Below are 16,907 nucleotides of genomic sequence, written 5' to 3'. Positions count from 1 at the left end.
GCAGAGCTCTGCCTTTTTTGTCAGTGCACCAAATCCGATAAAGGCAATTGAGTTTTTGCCAAAGCCCTCTGGTACAACCAGGCAAAGCTTGCGCCATGATCGCGCGGCAATTCAAGTTGTACAGGGGGTTTGGCTTGTTCGTTTTCTGCGACTACAAAACTAAAACTGTAAAAGGGTGCCATGCCCATCCGAAGATCGGTCAGCAACACTTGTTGTCCTTTTTGCTCTAATTGGTAAAAACCATGACTAAACCAGGCCAAACGAGCGACTGCCGGATTATCTTTCCACTGCGCCATCAGGTCTTGATCCCGGTGAAAACTGCGCCACTGCATGGCGGTGGAGCCATCCAATAACGAATAATAACCTTCCATATACTCGCCATCCTTAATCACTACTGCGCGCCACAACAAGGTATTAAAAGGGGTTGCGGTAACTAATAGCTGCCCGGTTTTGTGGTCTGTAGTGGCCAGCTGTTGTCTGACTTCAGCATAAGCCCATTGCTGGGCTACTAAACCAAACAGCAGATAAGCACTACTCAACAGTATGCCTGCACTGTTCCAACTTAGCTTTTTGTTAAACAGTGCTACACCAGTACCAATTAGCAACGGCAGAGTGTAAAGAGGGTCAATCACAAAGACGCTGCCAGTGCCAAAAGGATAGTCGCTAAAAGGCAATGCCAGTTGGGTGCCATAAATGGTCAGAGTATCCAGCAGCGGATGAGTGATTAGCACTAACCATATCGCCACTAAGCTCTGTTTAAACAGTTCCTGCTTTCCTAGTAGCTTCACTAGCAGCCAGGCAAAAAGCGGGGAGACTAACGTCAGGTAAAATAACGCATGGCTTTCAGTGCGGTGCAACGTCATATCACTGATAGGATCGCCATGAGAAATCAATACATCCAAATCAGGCAAGGTACCAAAGACAGCACCCGCGGCAGCGGCTTGCCAGAGTTTAAGTTGTTTATCGCGTATTGGTTTACGAAAGGCCGCAACACTGACTGCTGCGCCCAGGGCTATTTGTGACAACGAATCCATTTTATTCCTGTGTTTTTCCAAGCCATGCAGCGGCTTTTTGCTGGTCGACAAGCTGCAAGTACGTCAAAGTCTCAACAGCAAGCTCTACCGGCATCGACAGCTGTACCAAGCGTTGTTTACGAAATACATGCAGATTGAGTACGCTGCCAATCTTACTTTGGTTGAGTTGACGCCAGAAGTTTTGCTCTGTGGCTTTCACCGCGTTGATGGCAATCAGCTGATCCTGTGCCATTAAGCCAGCTTTGTAAGCGACCGAGTTCAGTGGAACGTTGACTATCTTCAGGCCTTCCGCTGATGCGGTAAAAGCTGCTCCAAAAGCCCGAGCTGGATAAGTCGGTGCTTTACTGCCTGATAAATCTTTACTCTGCTCTTGCTGGCGCTTGGCTGTCGCTACACCAAGATGGGGTAAGAGTTCTGCCAGAGGTAACACAGAGGTTGCATGCACCCAGCTGTATAGTCGGCTGGCGATGTCTTTGCCTGCGTAGTCTGAACAGAGTTGGATAAATTGCTGCTCAGAACTGCCCAGGGCTGGCTCACCATAACTGCGCCATGCCAACTGCATTAACGCATCCAATGTCTTATTTTGGCTGCGTAATAACGCGTCCAGACATAAAGCAATTAAGCTACCTTTGGTGTAATAGCTGACCACCGCATTGACGGCGTTTTCGTCTTGTTTGTAATACTTAGTCCATGCATTGAAGCTGCTGTCCGCCACAGATTGCACCAGTTCAGAAGGACTGAGCTGCACTCTGTTAATGGTTTTCTCCAGTGCCGCAAAGTACTGTTCCTGCGTCAGTAAACCAGAACGGACCAACGCCAAATCATCGTAATAAGAGGTAAAGCCCTCATAAAGCCACAGCTGACTGGTGTATTGCTCTGTGTTTAATCGATAAGGTAAAAATTGAGCTGGTTTAGCGCGTTTCACCCACCAGGTATGAAAATACTCGTGACTACAAAGGCCGAGTAAATTTTGATAATCGGCGGTACTTTCGTCTGGTCGTTGTGTGTTGGGTAAATCCTGATGCGTCAGCAGCAGTAAAGTGGAGTTATGATGCTCTAAACCGCCATAACCTGAATCTGTCACCCAACACAAAAACCAGTAGTGCTTTAAATCAGTAGGTAAGCCACCAAACACTTGCTGTTGCTGCAGACAGATGCGTTGCAACTCTGCTTTGAAACGTTCCAGATCAACCTGCTCATGGCCTGCCAGTACCAGATAATGGGGCACTCCACAGACATCAAATTCGGCCATATCCAGTTTGCCTAACATCAAAGGGGTGTCAATCAATTGCTGATAGTTATCGGCATGATACAAACCGCAGTTCTGTGCTTGGGTGCCACGACCACGAGTTAAGCCTGTCGCCACTTGCCAGTCTAAACATTCCGGAGTCACGACCGTCAGGTTGATTGGCTCAGCTTCCATGCCTTTAACTTCAAGGCACAAAGCCGCAGGATTTAAAATAGCAAGCTGATCATCCAGATAACAGCCACGTACCGACAAATCAAAAGCATAGACTTTGTAGCGTACTGTCAGGGGGTGTTGATTATGATTTAACTGCCAGCTTTGTTTGTCCAGCTGTTGCACCATCAAAACGCCTGCATCATCAAAAGCTTCGATAGAGTGCAGATGCTTGGCAAAGTCACGCACCATATAACTGCCGGGGATCCAGCTTGGCAAAGATAACAGGATGCTGTCGTTGGTCTGTGGTGTAAAACGCAGTTCAACAGCGACCAGATGTGCGGTAATGTCAGTGATACTAAGCTGGTAAGCCAGTGGCGTCATACCCTATACTCCCGAAAGTGATGTATGCATTATTCTATAAGGATCTTCTGATGGCTCAAGAAACTATTTTCAGTAAAATCATTCGTCGTGAAATTCCTGCCGATATTTTATATCAGGACGACTTAGTTACTGCTTTTCGTGATATCAATCCTCGGGCACCGACTCATATCCTGATTGTGCCTAATGTATTAATTCCAACAGTAAACGATGTTGAACCTGAACATGAGCTGGCTTTAGGCCGCTTATTTACGGTCGCCCGCAAGTTAGCCGCTGAGGCAGGCATAGCGGAAAACGGCTACCGTTTGATCATGAACTGCAATCAGCATGGCGGACAGGAAGTCTATCATATCCATATGCATCTGGTCGGTGGGAAAGCTTTAGGGGCTATGGTGGCGCGTTAATTATTGTTTGTCTGATAATCCCCGACAATTGGGTTGCAATTGCCGGGGAAACTTCTAAAATTCGCGCCTTATTTTTTGCCGGAGTGTCTGATGACTGACGAAGCTTTACTTGCCAAACGTATTGAATATGCGGTGACCCGTGTCACAAAAACTGTATTTCCTGGCCGTACCAATCACCATAACACTCTGTTTGGTGGCGAAGCTTTAGCTTGGATGGATGAGGCGGCCTTTATTGCTGCGACCCGTTTTTGCCGTAAACCTCTGGTTACTGTCTGTTCGGATCGGGTTGATTTTAAAGAGTCTATCCCTGCCGGGACAATCATTGAACTGGTTGCCCGCATTGCACACGTTGGCCGTACCAGTATTAAAGTGGATGTCGATATTTTTGTAGAAAATATGTACGACGATGATCAGCACAAGGCTATTTCAGGTAACTTCACATTCGTTGCTTTAGGCCCGGATCGTAAACCAACACCTGTCTTAGGTTGATAACTTGGCGTTTACCTGATGTAAGTGGTTTAGCAGGGAAGACTAAAGCGCGCAGCCTAAAGTAGTGAAGGTATTGCGACTAATGGAGAGCTACCCGAGTTTAATCCCCAAAGCAAAGCTCTCCAAGCTTAGGTTGCTGAGATACAATAGAGGTAAGAGCAGATCGAGTTGTAACCATTTTGCAAAAATTTTTCGAAGACCGTCATCGCTTGTTTTGGCTACTGCACACCCTTGGATGGGTGGGTTTTGCCTTAATCAGTTACTTAGGTTCCTTGTTTCAGGAAATGCGTAGCGCCTACTGGATAGTAGTGGCGCTGGATGCTTATGCCGGTTGGCTACTGACCATTCCGCTGCGTTATGCTTTTCAGCGCGTCTGGCATTGGGAACCCTGGAAAATGCTACTCAGCGTGCTGGCGGTCGCTATTCTTATTGCAGCTGTTTGGACTGTATTTCGTAACTTTAATTACTGGGAAATTTACCGGCATGGTTTTAAACCCGATAGCTGGACTCAGTATTTCCGCCAGACCACAGTAGGATTTTATGTCCTGTTAAGCTGGAGTGGGTTGTATTTTGGTATTAAGTACTACCAGACCTTGCAGCAGGAAAAACAAAAGTCGCTGACAGCCAGCAACAAAGCCCATGAAGCTCAGCTAAAAATGCTGCGTTATCAGCTCAATCCGCATTTTTTATTCAACACCTTAAACGCGATATCGACTTTAGTCTTATTAAATGAATCAGATACTGCGAATAAAATGTTAGTCCGATTAAGCGACTTCCTGCGTTATTCGCTGTACAAAGACCCTATTAAAAAGGTGCCGCTGCAACAAGAATTGTATGCTGCCAATTTATATCTGGAAATAGAAAAAGTCCGGTTTTCAGAACGACTGACTATTATTTATGACATTGACGAAGCGGCGGACCAGGCATTGGTCCCCAGTCTTATTTTGCAACCTTTGGTTGAAAACGCTATTAAATATGCGGTAGCAAGCCAAACCAGTGGCGGCAAAATTATGATCACAGCGCAAAAGTTTGGACATGATTTACTGATGGAAGTGGCAGACGACGGGCCAGGAATGGTGATTTCCGATGGTTTGCCAAAAGGGGAATCTGGCGGAGTAGGTTTGGTTAATACCAAAGAGCGATTAGCGGCTTTGTACGATCGTAATTTTTCTTTGGTCTTAACACATAACCATCCACGGGGTTTGAAAGTAAATATCAGAATACCATTTGAAACAGAGAGTACTGATGAAACAAATGCTTAAGGTGATAGTAGTCGACGATGAACCGTTAGCTCGCCGCGGTATGTTGGTACGTTTAGCTGACTTCCCTGAACTGGAGATAGTTGCACAATGCAGCAATGGTGAAGAAGCTGTAGCCGCTATCCGTGAGCATCAGCCGGACGCGGTATTTTTAGATGTCGAAATGCCGGGCCTGGATGGTTTTGGTGTGTTAAAACAACTGCAGCAGCTGCAGATTGATTTACCTTATGTGGTGTTTGTCACGGCCTACGATCACTATGCGTTAAGTGCTTTTGAAGTACAGGCATTGGATTATGTACTCAAACCGGTAGAAAAAGAGCGTTTGGCGGCAGCTGTTGCGAAGCTTACGAAAAACTTCGAAGCCAAAGATCATCAGCGTCACAAAGGGCAGTTGGCAGCTGTAGTAGCACAGCTGACAGGTGAGAAAACCGACCAAATTTTACAGCGTCTGGACCAGTCTCAGCCGGTGATGAACGAGCGGTTTCCGGAAGCCATCAGCATAAAAGACAGTGGTGAAATAACCCGTGTGCCAGTGAGCGCAATCGACTGGGTAGACGCCGCAGGTGACTATATGTGTATTCATACCCGTGATGGTCAAACCCATATTTTGCGTCGCACTATGAAAGAGCTGGAGCAAGAGCTGGATCCGAAATTGTTTGTCCGTGTGCATCGTAGTGCCATAGTCAATGTCAACACCATCGCCAAACTACAAATGCTGGCCAATGGTGAACATCAACTAATGCTGACCAATGGGCAAGCAGTGAAAGTTAGCCGCAGCTATAAAGACCGCGTCAAAATGGTGTTTAATTCCTGAGTGGTTTCTGTTTGAAAAGCCTCCTCCCGGAGGCTTTTTTATCGAAGATATTAGTACTGAGCAACCTGCTGTTGCCAGCGCAGTAAATAACTGTCGACCTGTTTTTTCTTATCGCCGGTTAATGCCAGAGGATACAAACCAGCCTGACCGTTAATTTCGCCGGCCATCATCATATGCGCGCCTTGCAGCAGTTGTTCAACTGCATAAGCGCCGAGTTTAGTCGCAAGAATGCGATCTGCGCCCACAGGGCGGCCACCGCGCTGAATATGGCCGAGAATTGCGGCCCGACACTCTATACCTCGTTTCTCCAGATCGGTCGCTAAAGCCGAGACACCACCAGGGTACATGGTTTCAGCTATTACAATGATGTAGCTGCAATTTCCTCTGTGTTTGCGGGCTTGCTCGACATGTTGCGCGATTTTGTCCAGATCAAGTTCTGACGCCAGCTCAGGGCAAATAATTTGTTCTGCACCTGCTGCAATACCAGCTGCAACTGCTAAGTAACCGGTGTGGCGCCCCATGACTTCCACTAAAAATATCCGCTCAAAGGCATCAGCCGTATCTCGGATTTTATCTATCGCATCCAAAGCTGTATCCAAAGCTGTGGCAAAACCTATAGTAAAATCTGAGCCGTCGACATCATTATCTATAGTACCTGGTATACCAAGCAGCTGACCTTTGTAAAAGGTAGACAACTCCACGCACCCACGGAAGCTGCCGTCACCCCCTATCACCAGCAAAGCATCCAGCTGGAGATCATGCAGGTTTTGCGCTGCCTGTTGTAAACCAGCGTCGGTGTGCATGGCTTCACAGCGCGCACTTTTTAGGATAGTGCCGCCATTTTGAATAATGCTGCTGACATGATAAGGCGATAACGTCTGGTACTGTTGCTCGATCACCCCATTAAATCCACGCTGAAAACCTATAACTTCAAGTTCGTTGGCATGTGCGGTCAATACCAGTGCGCGCACACAGGCATTCATTCCCGGTGCATCACCGCCAGAGGTTAACACTCCAATTCGTTTCATTTTATGATCCTTGGGCTTGTCTGTTTCTTATCCTAGCGCAGTTAGGCTCTCTTGCCTTGATCTGGGGCAACAGAGCGTACAATTCTGACTTATTTTTTCTGGTGAAGGCCGCTACCCACAGACAAAGGTACGATTTCTGGCGGATAATAGTAACCTTGGAAAGGAGAGGTTATGCATCAGTCGTCTGGCCGGGTTGGTTTAGGGTTTAGCTTAGCGTTGTTAACGGCAGTGTTATGGGGCTTATTACCCATAGCCTTAAAGTGGTTATTAAGTTCCATGTCTGCGGCAACCATTACCTGGATCCGTTTTATGGTAGCAGCTGTGTTGGTTGGAGTAGTGCTGCTGGTCCACAGAAAGATCCCATCGCTTAGCGCTTTAACGAAAAGAAAGAAGTTACTGATCCTGATTGCCATTGCAGGTTTATTGTTAAATTACATTTTGTATCTCAACGGTTTATTTTTGCTAACTGCAGAAACGGCTCAGGTGGTGATCCAATTGGCGCCATTTTTGATGATGCTCGGAGCAGTTTATTTGTTTAAAGAACGTTTATTGTTATGGCAAAAAATAGGAGCCTGGTTGTTGGTCTTCGGTTTGTTACTGTTTTTTAACGACAGATTGGCTTTATTACTGACACAGTTTGGCTCTGAGGGTTATGGTCTGCTGCTGGTGATAGCGGCTGCTGTGGCCTGGGCTTGTTATGCGCTGGCGCAAAAACAATTGCTGATGAGCTTTAATTCTCAACAAATTATGTGGCTTATTTATATGGCCGGTGCTTTATGTTTTCTGCCTGCGGTGGAATTGGCGCCCGTATTAGAATTGTCAGCCTGGCAATGGGGCATAGTCGTGTTTTGTTGTCTGAATACTATTGTGGCTTATGGTGCTTTTGCTGAAGCCTTACAACACTGGCAAGCTGCGAATGTTAGTGCCGTATTGGCCATCACACCGCTTTTGACTATAGGGTTTGCGCAGTTATTGGCTTATTTCTATCCGCAGTTTCCAAGCGAATCATTGAATGCCTGGGCTTGGGTTGGTGCGTTGTTGGTCGTTGTAGGGTCAATACTGACGGCTTTAGCGCCTATGCTGAGGCAACGACTTTAAACTCCCTTTTTCCATATACCCAAAGTAATTGGATTTGCAGGGAGGCGACAAGTGAGTGAGACCCCAGGAGCATAGTAGTCCAATGTGACTGGGGCGAGAGCGCGCAGTCAACAAAGCTGCAACGTCAAGTACGAAGGGTATAAACAAAAAAGGCGCCACTCAATGAATAAGTAGGCGCCTTTTTTTATGAAATCAACCTCTTAGTTGATTTGTACTATCTTACAAGTGTTTGATGCACCTACAGTTTCCATCATATCGCCGTAAGTCAAAATCACCAAATCACCACTTTTTAAGTGCGCAATATCCTGCACAGCTTCAATAGCTGCTGCTGACACTTTTTGCTGACCCGGAGTTTGAGTGCTGTCAAAAAATACCGGATATACACCACGATACAGCGCCATTTTATTTAACGTCTTTTGGTGACGTGACAGCGCATAAATTGGCTGAGATGAAGTAATGCGTGACATCAGCTTGGCAGTATATCCAGACTCGGTCAGAGCAATAATAGCTTTAATGCCTGTTAAGTGGTTCGCTGCATACATAGCGGATAAAGCGATGGTTTCGCTGATTTCAGTAAAAGAGACGTCCATGCGATGTTTCGAGCTTTGCACTCTTGGGTGTTTCTCGGCACCATCACAAACACGAGCCATAGCTTTTACTGTGTCTACCGGATACTTACCAGCAGCAGTTTCACCGGACAACATCACCGCATCCGTACCATCGAGCACAGCGTTGGCTACGTCCATCACCTCAGCACGGGTTGGCATCGGGCTTTCAATCATCGACTCCATCATTTGAGTCGCGGTGATCACCACGCGGTTGAGCTGACGTGAGCGGGCAATAATACGTTTTTGCTGACCTACTAATTCAGCATCGCCAATTTCAACGCCCAAATCACCACGGGCAACCATCACCGCATCTGATGCACGGATAATATCGTCCAGAGTTTCGTCATCAGCCACTGCTTCAGCACGTTCTACTTTTGACACTATTAAGGCTTCAGAACCTGCAGCACGAGCCAGTTCACGTGCAACACGGAGATCATCACCGCAACGTGGGAAAGACACGGCCAGATAATCCACATCGATGTAAGCGGCTAAAGAAATATCCGTTTTATCTTTTTCCGTCAGGGCAGGGGCCGATAAGCCACCGCCTAAACGGTTAATGCCTTTGTTATTGCTGAGCTTACCCGCCACAGAGACTTTAGTATGAATACGCTGGCCTACCACGTGCTCTACTATCATCTGAATACGGCCATCATCTAATAACAGTACATCACCTGGCTGCACGTCTGACGGCAATTCTTTATAGTCGATACCGACCTGAGTTTCATCGCCTTCGCCTTTTGGCAGATCAGCATCTAACACAAAGTGTTGGTCTTCTTCTAAAATGACGGAGCCATTTTTAAAGGTAGAGACACGGATTTTCGGGCCTTGCAAATCACCCAGAATAGCGACGTGAGCACCGGTTTTGGCTGCTGCAGCTCGCACCATTTCAGCGCGTTGTTTATGATCTTCGGCACTGCCGTGAGAAAAGTTAAACCGAAATACGCTGGCACCGGCCAGGATCAGTTTTTCAATAATGGCTTGTGAATTCGTTGCAGGTCCAAGGGTAGCGACTATTTTAGTTCTTCTGGGCATCAAGAGCTCCTAAAAGCTTATCTATGGATGGGTCGACTTTAGTGTAATGTAATTTTATTACAGAATATAGCTGCAGTTTGAATAAAACTTTCAGCTTTAGCCGCATGTCCGACCTGTTAAAGCAAAAAACAGCTAAAAAAAGAGGGGCTTCTTACAAAAAGCCCCTCTGCATTACAGATCAGTTGTAAGACTGGTCATTAGTTTTGAAAGTCTTTTTTATCAAAACGTGAGCCACGTAAGCTGTCTTTGACCTTTTTCAGATTCTCACGGAATTTGGTGCCACGACGCAAAGTAAAGCCAGTCGCCAGAATATCAATCAATACCAGTTGCGCTACACGGGACGCCATCGGCATATACATATCTGTATCTTCCGGCACATCCAGCGACAACACCAGGGTACATTCCTTGGCTAAAGGGCTGTCGTAAGCCGTAATACCTATGACTGTTGCATCGTTTTCACGGGCGATAGCAGCGATATCACACAAGTTTTTGGTCCGGCCTGTGTGACTGATACAAACCACCACATCACCTTCTGCGCTATTAATAGCACTCATACGCTGCATGACTATGTCGTCAAAACAAACCACAGGGACGTTAAAGCGGAAAAACTTATTTTGCGCATCATGTGCCACAGAGGCTGAAGCGCCTAAACCAAAAAAGGAGATCTTTTTCGCCTGAGTCAGTACATCCACTGCGCGATTAATAGTAAGAATATCAACATTTTGGCGAGCTGCGTCTAAAGCCGCCATAGTGGATTCAAAAATCTTGGCGGTGTAAGCCTCAGGGCCGTCATCTTCTTCCACATGGCGGTTTACATAAGGAGTACCGTTGGCCAGACTTTGCGCCAGATGCAATTTAAAATCCGGAAAACCTTTAGTATCCAAACGGCGGCAGAACCTGTTCACTGTAGGCTCGCTGACATCGGCCATCTTGGCCAGAGCCGCTATACTACTGTGTATAGTGGTTTGCGGATTGGCCAGGATCACGTCGGCGACTTTGCGCTCTGATTTACTGAAGCTGTTGACGCTGTTAATTATTTTTTCCAACACATTCATCGGATAGTCCTGACTGAGAAACACTGAACAACACAGTGCAAAATGTTGTAACTCGCTTTGTTATACAACCTGGTGCCACTGCAAAATAGTGATAAAGTTACGACAAAGCAGCTGATTCATTGCCTAGGCTGCCTTATTATATGAGAATAGTCAAAACTTTAGCGTCTCTGTAATTTAATTACAACTTATCTGGTTTACATCTGGCTTTTGCTCGGCTAGTATGCGGATAAGTGTTGTAAAATTACATCTAATCAAGGGTCATTCATGACAACAACAGCACCACTAAACAAAGCCTGTGATCTGATTCTCTTTGGCACCAAAGGCGACTTAGCTCGTCGTAAGTTATTGCCAGCACTCTATCAATTGGAAAAATCTGGCCTGTTGCATGCCGACAGCAAAGTCATAGGCGTGGCCCGTGACGAATTAAGCCTGGATGGCTATAAAGAGCTGGTTGAAACCAACTTACAGAAATTTATCAAAGAACCTCTGGACGCTGATGTTTTAGTTCGTCTGAAGGCTAAATTAGAGTACGTTCAGGTCGACCTGACCAAAGAAGAAGCATATAAAGCCTTAAAACAGGTGACCGATCCTAAAAAACGTATTCCTGTCAGTTATTTTGCGACTGCTCCTTCTTTGTTTGGCAATATTTGTAAAGGCTTGTCTATTGCTGGATTGTCGGCAGAGCCGGCCCGTGTGGTACTGGAAAAGCCTATTGGTCACGATTTAGCCTCATCTAAAGTGATCAACGATGAAGTCGCGAAGTATTTCAACGAATGCCAAATCTACCGCATCGACCACTATTTAGGTAAAGAGACAGTTCTAAACCTGTTAGCTTTGCGTTTTGCCAACTCCATTTTTGCCGCCAACTGGGACCACAATGCCATTGACCATGTGCAGATTACTGTGGCCGAAGAAGTTGGGGTAGAAGGGCGTTGGGGTTACTACGATGACGCTGGTCAAATGCGCGACATGGTACAAAACCACTTATTACAGGTGTTGTCGCTGATTGCGATGGAGCCACCAGCTCGTCTGGATGCCGACAGTATTCGTGATGAAAAGTTAAAAGTTCTCAAAGCGCTGCGTCCTATTAATGTATCAAACGTGCAGGAAAAAACTGTCCGTGGCCAATACGCTGGTGGTTACGTGGCTGGTACTCCTGTGCCAGGTTATCTGGACGAAGAAGATGCGCGTCCAAACAGCAAAACCGAAACTTTTGTCGCTATTAAAGTGGATATCGACAACTGGCGCTGGGCTGGTGTGCCGTTCTATTTAAGAACAGGCAAACGTATGCCGAAAAAAATGAGCGAACTCGTCATTTGCTTTAAGCCGCAGCCACACAATATTTTCTTTGAAACCTACAAACAGTTGCCAGCCAATAAGCTGATCATCCGTTTACAGCCAGACGAAGGTGTAGAAATTCAGATCATGAACAAAATTCCTGGTCTGGGCGAAAGCATGCAGCTGCAACAAACCAAACTGGACTTAAGTTTCGATGAAACCTTTAAGTCGCAGCGTATCGCCGATGCCTATGAGCGTTTATTACTGGAAGCCATGTTAGGCAACCAGTATCTGTTCGTGCGCCGTGATGAAGTTGAACAGGCCTGGAAATGGGTCGACGGTATTTTGGATGCGTGGAAAGTGACCAACGAGCCGCCAAAACCTTATCAGGCCGGTACCTGGGGTCCTGTTTCCGCCATTTCGTTATTGGCGCGTGAAGACAGAAACTGGGACGAATAACAATGCAGCTTCATACTTTCGATTCAAGCGCTGCATTAAACCAGCAATTTGCCAGTGAGATCAGCAGCCGTTTGGCTGCTGCTATCGCAGAAAAAGGTGCTGCTACTTTGGTGGTGTCCGGTGGCAAAACGCCTTTGCCGTTGTTTAAAACCTTATCTGAAACTGATTTGGATTGGTCACGCGTGACTATCACTTTGGCGGATGACCGCTGGTTACCTGAGACTCATGCCGACAGCAACGAAGGCTTGGTGAAAGCCAACTTGTTGCAAGGCAAAGCAGCTAAAGCTCGTTTTATCAGCTTATTTGACAGCGCATCAGCAGACGACGCCTATAAAGGTGCTGCCACAGTCGCGGCTCGTGTCGCTGAACTGCCGCTATTTGATGTGCTGATTTTAGGCATGGGTGAAGATGGTCACACAGCCTCTTTATTTCCGTGCAGCAAAGAAATTCAGGCCGGTTTAGCTGCCGATGCACCAGTGGCATTGGCTGTGACTCCAGCTACTGCGCCTTACCAGCGTTTGAGTTTAAGCAAAACACGCTTACTCCAAAGCGCTGTGATTTATTTACATTTGGTTGGCCCGAAGAAGCTGACCGTTCTGGAACAGGCCATGGCAGGTCAGGACCCTTTGCAAATGCCGGTACGGGCATTTTTGCATCAGCAGCAGGTCCCTGTGCATGTAATGTTCACAGCTAACTAATCGACAAGACGAGGTTAACATGAATCCGGTTATACAACAGGTCACAGACAGAATAGCGGCACGCAGTGAGAAAAGCCGTGCGCTTTATCTGCAGCGGATGGAACAGGCCCGCGCCAAGGGGCCGCACCGCGGTGCTTTGGCCTGTGGCAATCTGGCTCATGGTTTTGCAGCTTGTTCAGCTCAGGAAAAATCTGATTTACGTAGCTTAACCAAAGCAAACATCGGCATTATTTCCTCGTACAACGATATGTTGTCTGCGCATCAGCCGTATGAAGCCTATCCGGCCATTATTAAAGCCGCTGTTGCTGAAGTGGGCAGTGTCGCGCAGTTTGCTGGTGGTGTACCGGCCATGTGTGATGGTGTGACTCAAGGTCAGCCAGGCATGGAGCTGAGTTTGTTAAGCCGTGACATTATTGCCATGTCTGCCGCTGTTGGTCTGTCGCACAATATGTTCGACGGTGCCATGATGCTGGGTATTTGTGACAAGATAGTGCCGGGATTATTGATGGCTGCTTTAAGTTTTGGCCATCTGCCTTTTGTGTTTGTGCCAGCAGGGCCTATGCCATCAGGTATTCCAAACAAAGAAAAAGCCCGGGTACGTCAGTTGTATGCTGAGGGGAAAGTAGGGCACGACGAGTTATTAGATTCTGAGTCTGCCTCTTACCACAGCGCTGGTACTTGTACTTTCTACGGTACTGCTAACTCGAACCAGCTTGTGGTTGAAGTGATGGGTTTACATTTACCTGGATCGTCTTTTGTTAATCCGGGTACTGCATTACGTGATGAACTGACTAAAGCGGCTGCCCGTCAGGTGACTCGTTTAACAGACTTGGGCACTGATTATTTACCTATCTCCAAAATCGTGGATGTCAAAGCCGTTGTCAACGGTATTGTGGGTTTACTGGCCACTGGTGGCTCTACCAACCACACCATGCACTTGATAGCTGTGGCACGCTCAGCTGGTTTTATTGTGAACTGGGATGACTTTGCTGATTTGTCGCATGCGACTCCACTGATCACCAGAATTTACCCGAACGGTCAGGCCGACATTAACCACTTCCAGCAGGCTGGCGGTATGGCGTATTTAATTCGTACTTTATTAGACAATGGCTTGTTGCATGAAGATGTGAATACAGTGGCAGGCCCTGGTTTGCGTCGTTACACCCAAACTCCTGTATTGCAGGATGGCAAATTAGTGTGGGTGGATGGCCCGACAGAGTCGTCTGATCTAACAGTGTTAGCTGATGCGGCTAAACCCTTTAAAGATCACGGTGGTTTGCAGGTGTTATCCGGCAACGTGGGCCGTGGTGTGATTAAAACCTCAGCACTTCGTGAAGGTACTGAAATAGTGCAAGCACCTGCTGTGGTGTTTTCCAGCCAGCACGAATTAGATGCCGCTTTTAAAGCTGGTGAATTGAATAAAGATTGTGTAGTCGTTGTGCGTTTCCAGGGCCCACGTGCCTGTGGTATGCCAGAGCTGCATAAACTGACTCCGCCTTTGGGTGTATTGCAAGACCGCGGTTTTCATGTCGCTTTAGTGACAGACGGTCGTATGTCCGGTGCTTCAGGTAAGGTACCAGCCGCTATCCACGTCACACCAGAAGCGGTTGACGGTGGTGTGATCGCTAAAATCCAGACCGGCGATATGATGCTGGTGGATGGTATTAACGGTGTATTAAAAGTATTAGTGTCAGATGAAGAGCTGGCTAAACGCCAAGCTGCAACCCGTGATATGAGCGACAGTCACTGGGGCATGGGCCGTGAGATGTTTGGCGGTATGCGTATGGTGATCACCGGTGCAGAACAAGGTGCCTGTAGTCTGTTTAACACAGAGGATCAATACCATGGCTGATATCCAGTTCGCTATTGTTGCTGATATTGGCGGCACTAACGCACGTTTTAGCCGTGTTGATTTAGATAGCCTGCATTTAGACAAAGTGGCGGTGTATCCATGCGCAGACTTTGATACCTTGGCTGATGCTTTGCAGTTTTACCGTAACGAGCAAGGTTTAACAGCCATTCGCCATGTGGCTTTGGCCATTGCCTGTCCTGTCACAGGTGATTTTGTCAAAATGACCAACTTCCGCTGGCAGTTTTCTGTAAGTCAAATGAAAGCCGATTTGGATTTAGCCGAGTTTATCGTGTTAAACGATTTTACCGCTGTGGCCATGAGCTTACCTGCGCTAAAACAAACCGAGCTGGTACAAATTGGTGAAGGCCATGCCGATCAATTTAAACCTATGGCAGTGTTAGGTGCAGGCACAGGTTTAGGTGTAGCGCATTTAATTCCTACCGCTTTAGGCTATTTACCATTGCCAGGCGAGGGCGGTCATGTCGACTTTACCGCTCAAACCGAACAGGAATGGTTTATTCAAAAGTTTTTAGCGAATAAATACGGTCATGTCAGCCCTGAGCGTTTGTTATCAGGCCCAGGCTTAGAAGATTTGTATCTGGCTATTGCTGCCTTTAACAACAAAGCGGTTGAGCCTTTAAACGCCGCCCAAATCGCTGGTAAAGCTTTAGATGGCAGCTGCGTGTTATGCAAAGCCGTTATCGAGCAGTTTTTTGCCAGTTTAGGTGGTTTGGCAGGGGATTTAGCCCTGACTTTAAGCACTTTTGGCGGCGTTTTTGTCGCTGGTGGTATTACGCCAAAATTACTGTCGCTGATTAATCAAAGCGAATTCAGAACCCGATTTGAAGCAAAAGGCCGGTTTAAAGACTTCAACCGCCGTATTGCAACTTTTGTCGTCACTGCAGAGCAACCAGGTTTAACCGGCTGTGCAGTCTACTTAAAACAACATATGGCGAGTTAACACTATGGCATTTGAAAATTGGCAACTACAACCTGACGTTTTGTTCGCACAAGGCCCTGTGGTGCCCGTCATTGTGATCAAAGATTTGGCTGACGCTGTTCCTATGGCAAAAGCCTTAGTGGCAGGCGGCATTAAAGTGCTGGAAGTGACTTTACGTACTCCTGTGGCTCTGGATGCAATTCGTTTATTGGCCACTGAAGTGCCTGACGCCATAGTAGGTGCTGGTACTGTCACAACAGCCAAACAGTTGGAAGAAGTGATAGCAGCAGGTGCACGTTTTGCCATCAGCCCGGGTTCTACCCGTGAACTGCTGCAAGCAGGCAAAGACAGCGCTATTCCGCTGATCCCTGGTATCGCCAGTATTTCCGAACTGATGGAAGGCACAGCAGTAGGCTACACCCACTTTAAGTTTTTCCCGGCAGAAGCAGCGGGTGGCGTAAAAACCTTAAAATCAATTCACGGTCCATTCTCTGATATACGTTTTTGCCCAACAGGCGGTATTAACGAGAAAAACTTCAAAGAATACCTAGCCTTACCTAACGTACGTTGCGTAGGCGGCAGCTGGATAGTGCCAGACGAAGCCATTAAAAACAAAGAATGGCATAAAATCACAGAGCTATGTTTAGCAGCTGTGGAAGAAGCGAAAACAGTGCAGAAGTAATGCTTTTGTGTGGTTTAGTCTGATGGAAAGAACCCGGCATTGGTCGGGTTTTTTTATGGTTTGAGATTTCAGTTGCGTCACTGTAAAAAAATACAGTGGTTTGTTTTGAGTTAAAATATGAACAACTAGCGTACAGGCTGTATAGATTTTGTCGGCCATAAATTTACTGATTTCAGAAAATGTTGTTGAAATAGAGGTACATCAGCGTTAGTTTGGTATGAGTCAAAATCATGAAAGAAGGCAGAAAAATGTTCGACTTGCGGGCAGAAAGCCTTCTATTAAATTGTTGAACTAAGCCGCTACGCGGAGCCTGATTTCACAGACTGAGTCTGAGCTTCCACACTTACTCCGGGACTGTTCCCAAGACAACCGGAGAACCATCATGACCCCTTTACGC

The 16,907-nt window shown here is 46.8% G+C and carries 15 protein-coding genes; 10 read left to right on the top strand and 5 right to left on the bottom strand.

The window, feature by feature from the left end:
* Positions 1–20: 20 nt before the first annotated feature.
* Both IEW88_RS12085 and IEW88_RS12080 read right to left on the bottom strand, forming a co-directional pair.
* Positions 21–1,034 (bottom strand): metal-dependent hydrolase, encoded by a 1,014-nt coding sequence (locus IEW88_RS12085; protein WP_147904184.1) that lies wholly within the window; start codon positions 1,032–1,034, stop codon positions 21–23.
* A 1-nt stretch (position 1,035) separates the two neighbouring features.
* On the bottom strand, positions 1,036–2,817 hold the full coding sequence (locus tag IEW88_RS12080) for a M61 family metallopeptidase (RefSeq protein WP_147904183.1): 1,782 nt from the start codon (positions 2,815–2,817) through the stop codon (positions 1,036–1,038).
* A gap of 50 nt (positions 2,818–2,867) precedes the next feature.
* Here IEW88_RS12080 and hinT point away from each other — a divergent pair, with 50 nt between their 5' ends.
* The 4 genes from hinT to IEW88_RS12060 all read left to right on the top strand — a co-directional run bounded on the left by hinT (position 2,868) and on the right by IEW88_RS12060 (position 5,780).
* Entirely contained in the window at positions 2,868–3,218 is a 351-nt protein-coding gene (gene hinT, locus IEW88_RS12075) for a purine nucleoside phosphoramidase (RefSeq protein WP_046521046.1), read from the top strand.
* 90 nt (positions 3,219–3,308) lie between these two features.
* The gene (locus IEW88_RS12070; RefSeq protein ID WP_053426038.1) at positions 3,309–3,707 is read left to right on the top strand and encodes an acyl-CoA thioesterase; all 399 of its coding nucleotides are present in this window, start codon (positions 3,309–3,311) and stop codon (positions 3,705–3,707) included.
* Positions 3,708–3,886: 179 nt separating this feature from the next.
* Entirely contained in the window at positions 3,887–4,969 is a 1,083-nt protein-coding gene (locus IEW88_RS12065; protein WP_147904182.1) for a sensor histidine kinase, read from the top strand.
* A complete protein-coding gene (locus tag IEW88_RS12060) occupies positions 4,953–5,780 on the top strand; it encodes a LytR/AlgR family response regulator transcription factor (RefSeq protein WP_229670465.1) in 828 nt (275 codons plus the stop codon). The genes IEW88_RS12065 and IEW88_RS12060 overlap by 17 nt, the downstream gene beginning before the upstream one ends.
* Before the next feature lie 50 nt (positions 5,781–5,830).
* Here IEW88_RS12060 and IEW88_RS12055 read toward each other — a convergent pair whose 3' ends face one another.
* A complete protein-coding gene (locus IEW88_RS12055; protein ID WP_147904181.1) occupies positions 5,831–6,808 on the bottom strand; it encodes an ATP-dependent 6-phosphofructokinase in 978 nt (325 codons plus the stop codon).
* A 171-nt stretch (positions 6,809–6,979) separates the two neighbouring features.
* Between IEW88_RS12055 and IEW88_RS12050 the strand changes: the two genes are divergently transcribed.
* Positions 6,980–7,906 carry a DMT family transporter gene (locus IEW88_RS12050; RefSeq protein WP_147904180.1) on the top strand — a complete coding sequence of 309 codons (927 nt, stop codon included), beginning with the start codon at positions 6,980–6,982 and terminating at the stop codon, positions 7,904–7,906.
* 200 nt (positions 7,907–8,106) lie between these two features.
* Here IEW88_RS12050 and pyk read toward each other — a convergent pair whose 3' ends face one another.
* On the bottom strand, positions 8,107–9,546 hold the full coding sequence (gene pyk / locus IEW88_RS12045) for a pyruvate kinase (RefSeq protein ID WP_053426035.1): 1,440 nt from the start codon (positions 9,544–9,546) through the stop codon (positions 8,107–8,109).
* Positions 9,547–9,743: 197 nt separating this feature from the next.
* The gene (locus tag IEW88_RS12040) at positions 9,744–10,601 is read right to left on the bottom strand and encodes a MurR/RpiR family transcriptional regulator (protein ID WP_008900048.1); all 858 of its coding nucleotides are present in this window, start codon (positions 10,599–10,601) and stop codon (positions 9,744–9,746) included.
* Between the two features lie 264 nt (positions 10,602–10,865).
* Here IEW88_RS12040 and zwf point away from each other — a divergent pair, with 264 nt between their 5' ends.
* Genes zwf through IEW88_RS12015 form a run of 5 tightly spaced genes read left to right on the top strand, consistent with a single transcriptional unit; the run spans position 10,866 to position 16,510 of the window.
* The gene (zwf, locus tag IEW88_RS12035) at positions 10,866–12,338 is read left to right on the top strand and encodes a glucose-6-phosphate dehydrogenase (RefSeq protein ID WP_147904179.1); all 1,473 of its coding nucleotides are present in this window, start codon (positions 10,866–10,868) and stop codon (positions 12,336–12,338) included.
* Positions 12,339–12,340: 2 nt separating this feature from the next.
* On the top strand, positions 12,341–13,036 hold the full coding sequence (gene pgl / locus IEW88_RS12030) for a 6-phosphogluconolactonase (RefSeq protein WP_147904178.1): 696 nt from the start codon (positions 12,341–12,343) through the stop codon (positions 13,034–13,036).
* Between the two features lie 19 nt (positions 13,037–13,055).
* Positions 13,056–14,888, top strand: coding sequence for a phosphogluconate dehydratase (gene edd, locus IEW88_RS12025; RefSeq protein ID WP_053426032.1), 1,833 nt, complete (start codon positions 13,056–13,058; stop codon positions 14,886–14,888).
* Positions 14,881–15,849 (top strand): glucokinase, encoded by a 969-nt coding sequence (gene glk / locus IEW88_RS12020; protein WP_053426031.1) that lies wholly within the window; start codon positions 14,881–14,883, stop codon positions 15,847–15,849. Before edd ends, glk begins: the two co-directional genes overlap by 8 nt.
* Positions 15,850–15,853: 4 nt before the next feature.
* Positions 15,854–16,510 carry a bifunctional 4-hydroxy-2-oxoglutarate aldolase/2-dehydro-3-deoxy-phosphogluconate aldolase gene (locus IEW88_RS12015; protein ID WP_147904177.1) on the top strand — a complete coding sequence of 219 codons (657 nt, stop codon included), beginning with the start codon at positions 15,854–15,856 and terminating at the stop codon, positions 16,508–16,510.
* The last annotated feature ends 397 nt before the right edge of the window (positions 16,511–16,907 follow it).

Origin of the sequence: Rheinheimera tangshanensis (assembly GCF_014645135.1) — a bacterium.
Lineage (GTDB): Bacteria > Pseudomonadota > Gammaproteobacteria > Enterobacterales > Alteromonadaceae > Pararheinheimera > Pararheinheimera tangshanensis.
Note: the sequence above shows the minus strand (reverse complement) of the source record. Positions and strands in the feature narration are given on the sequence as shown.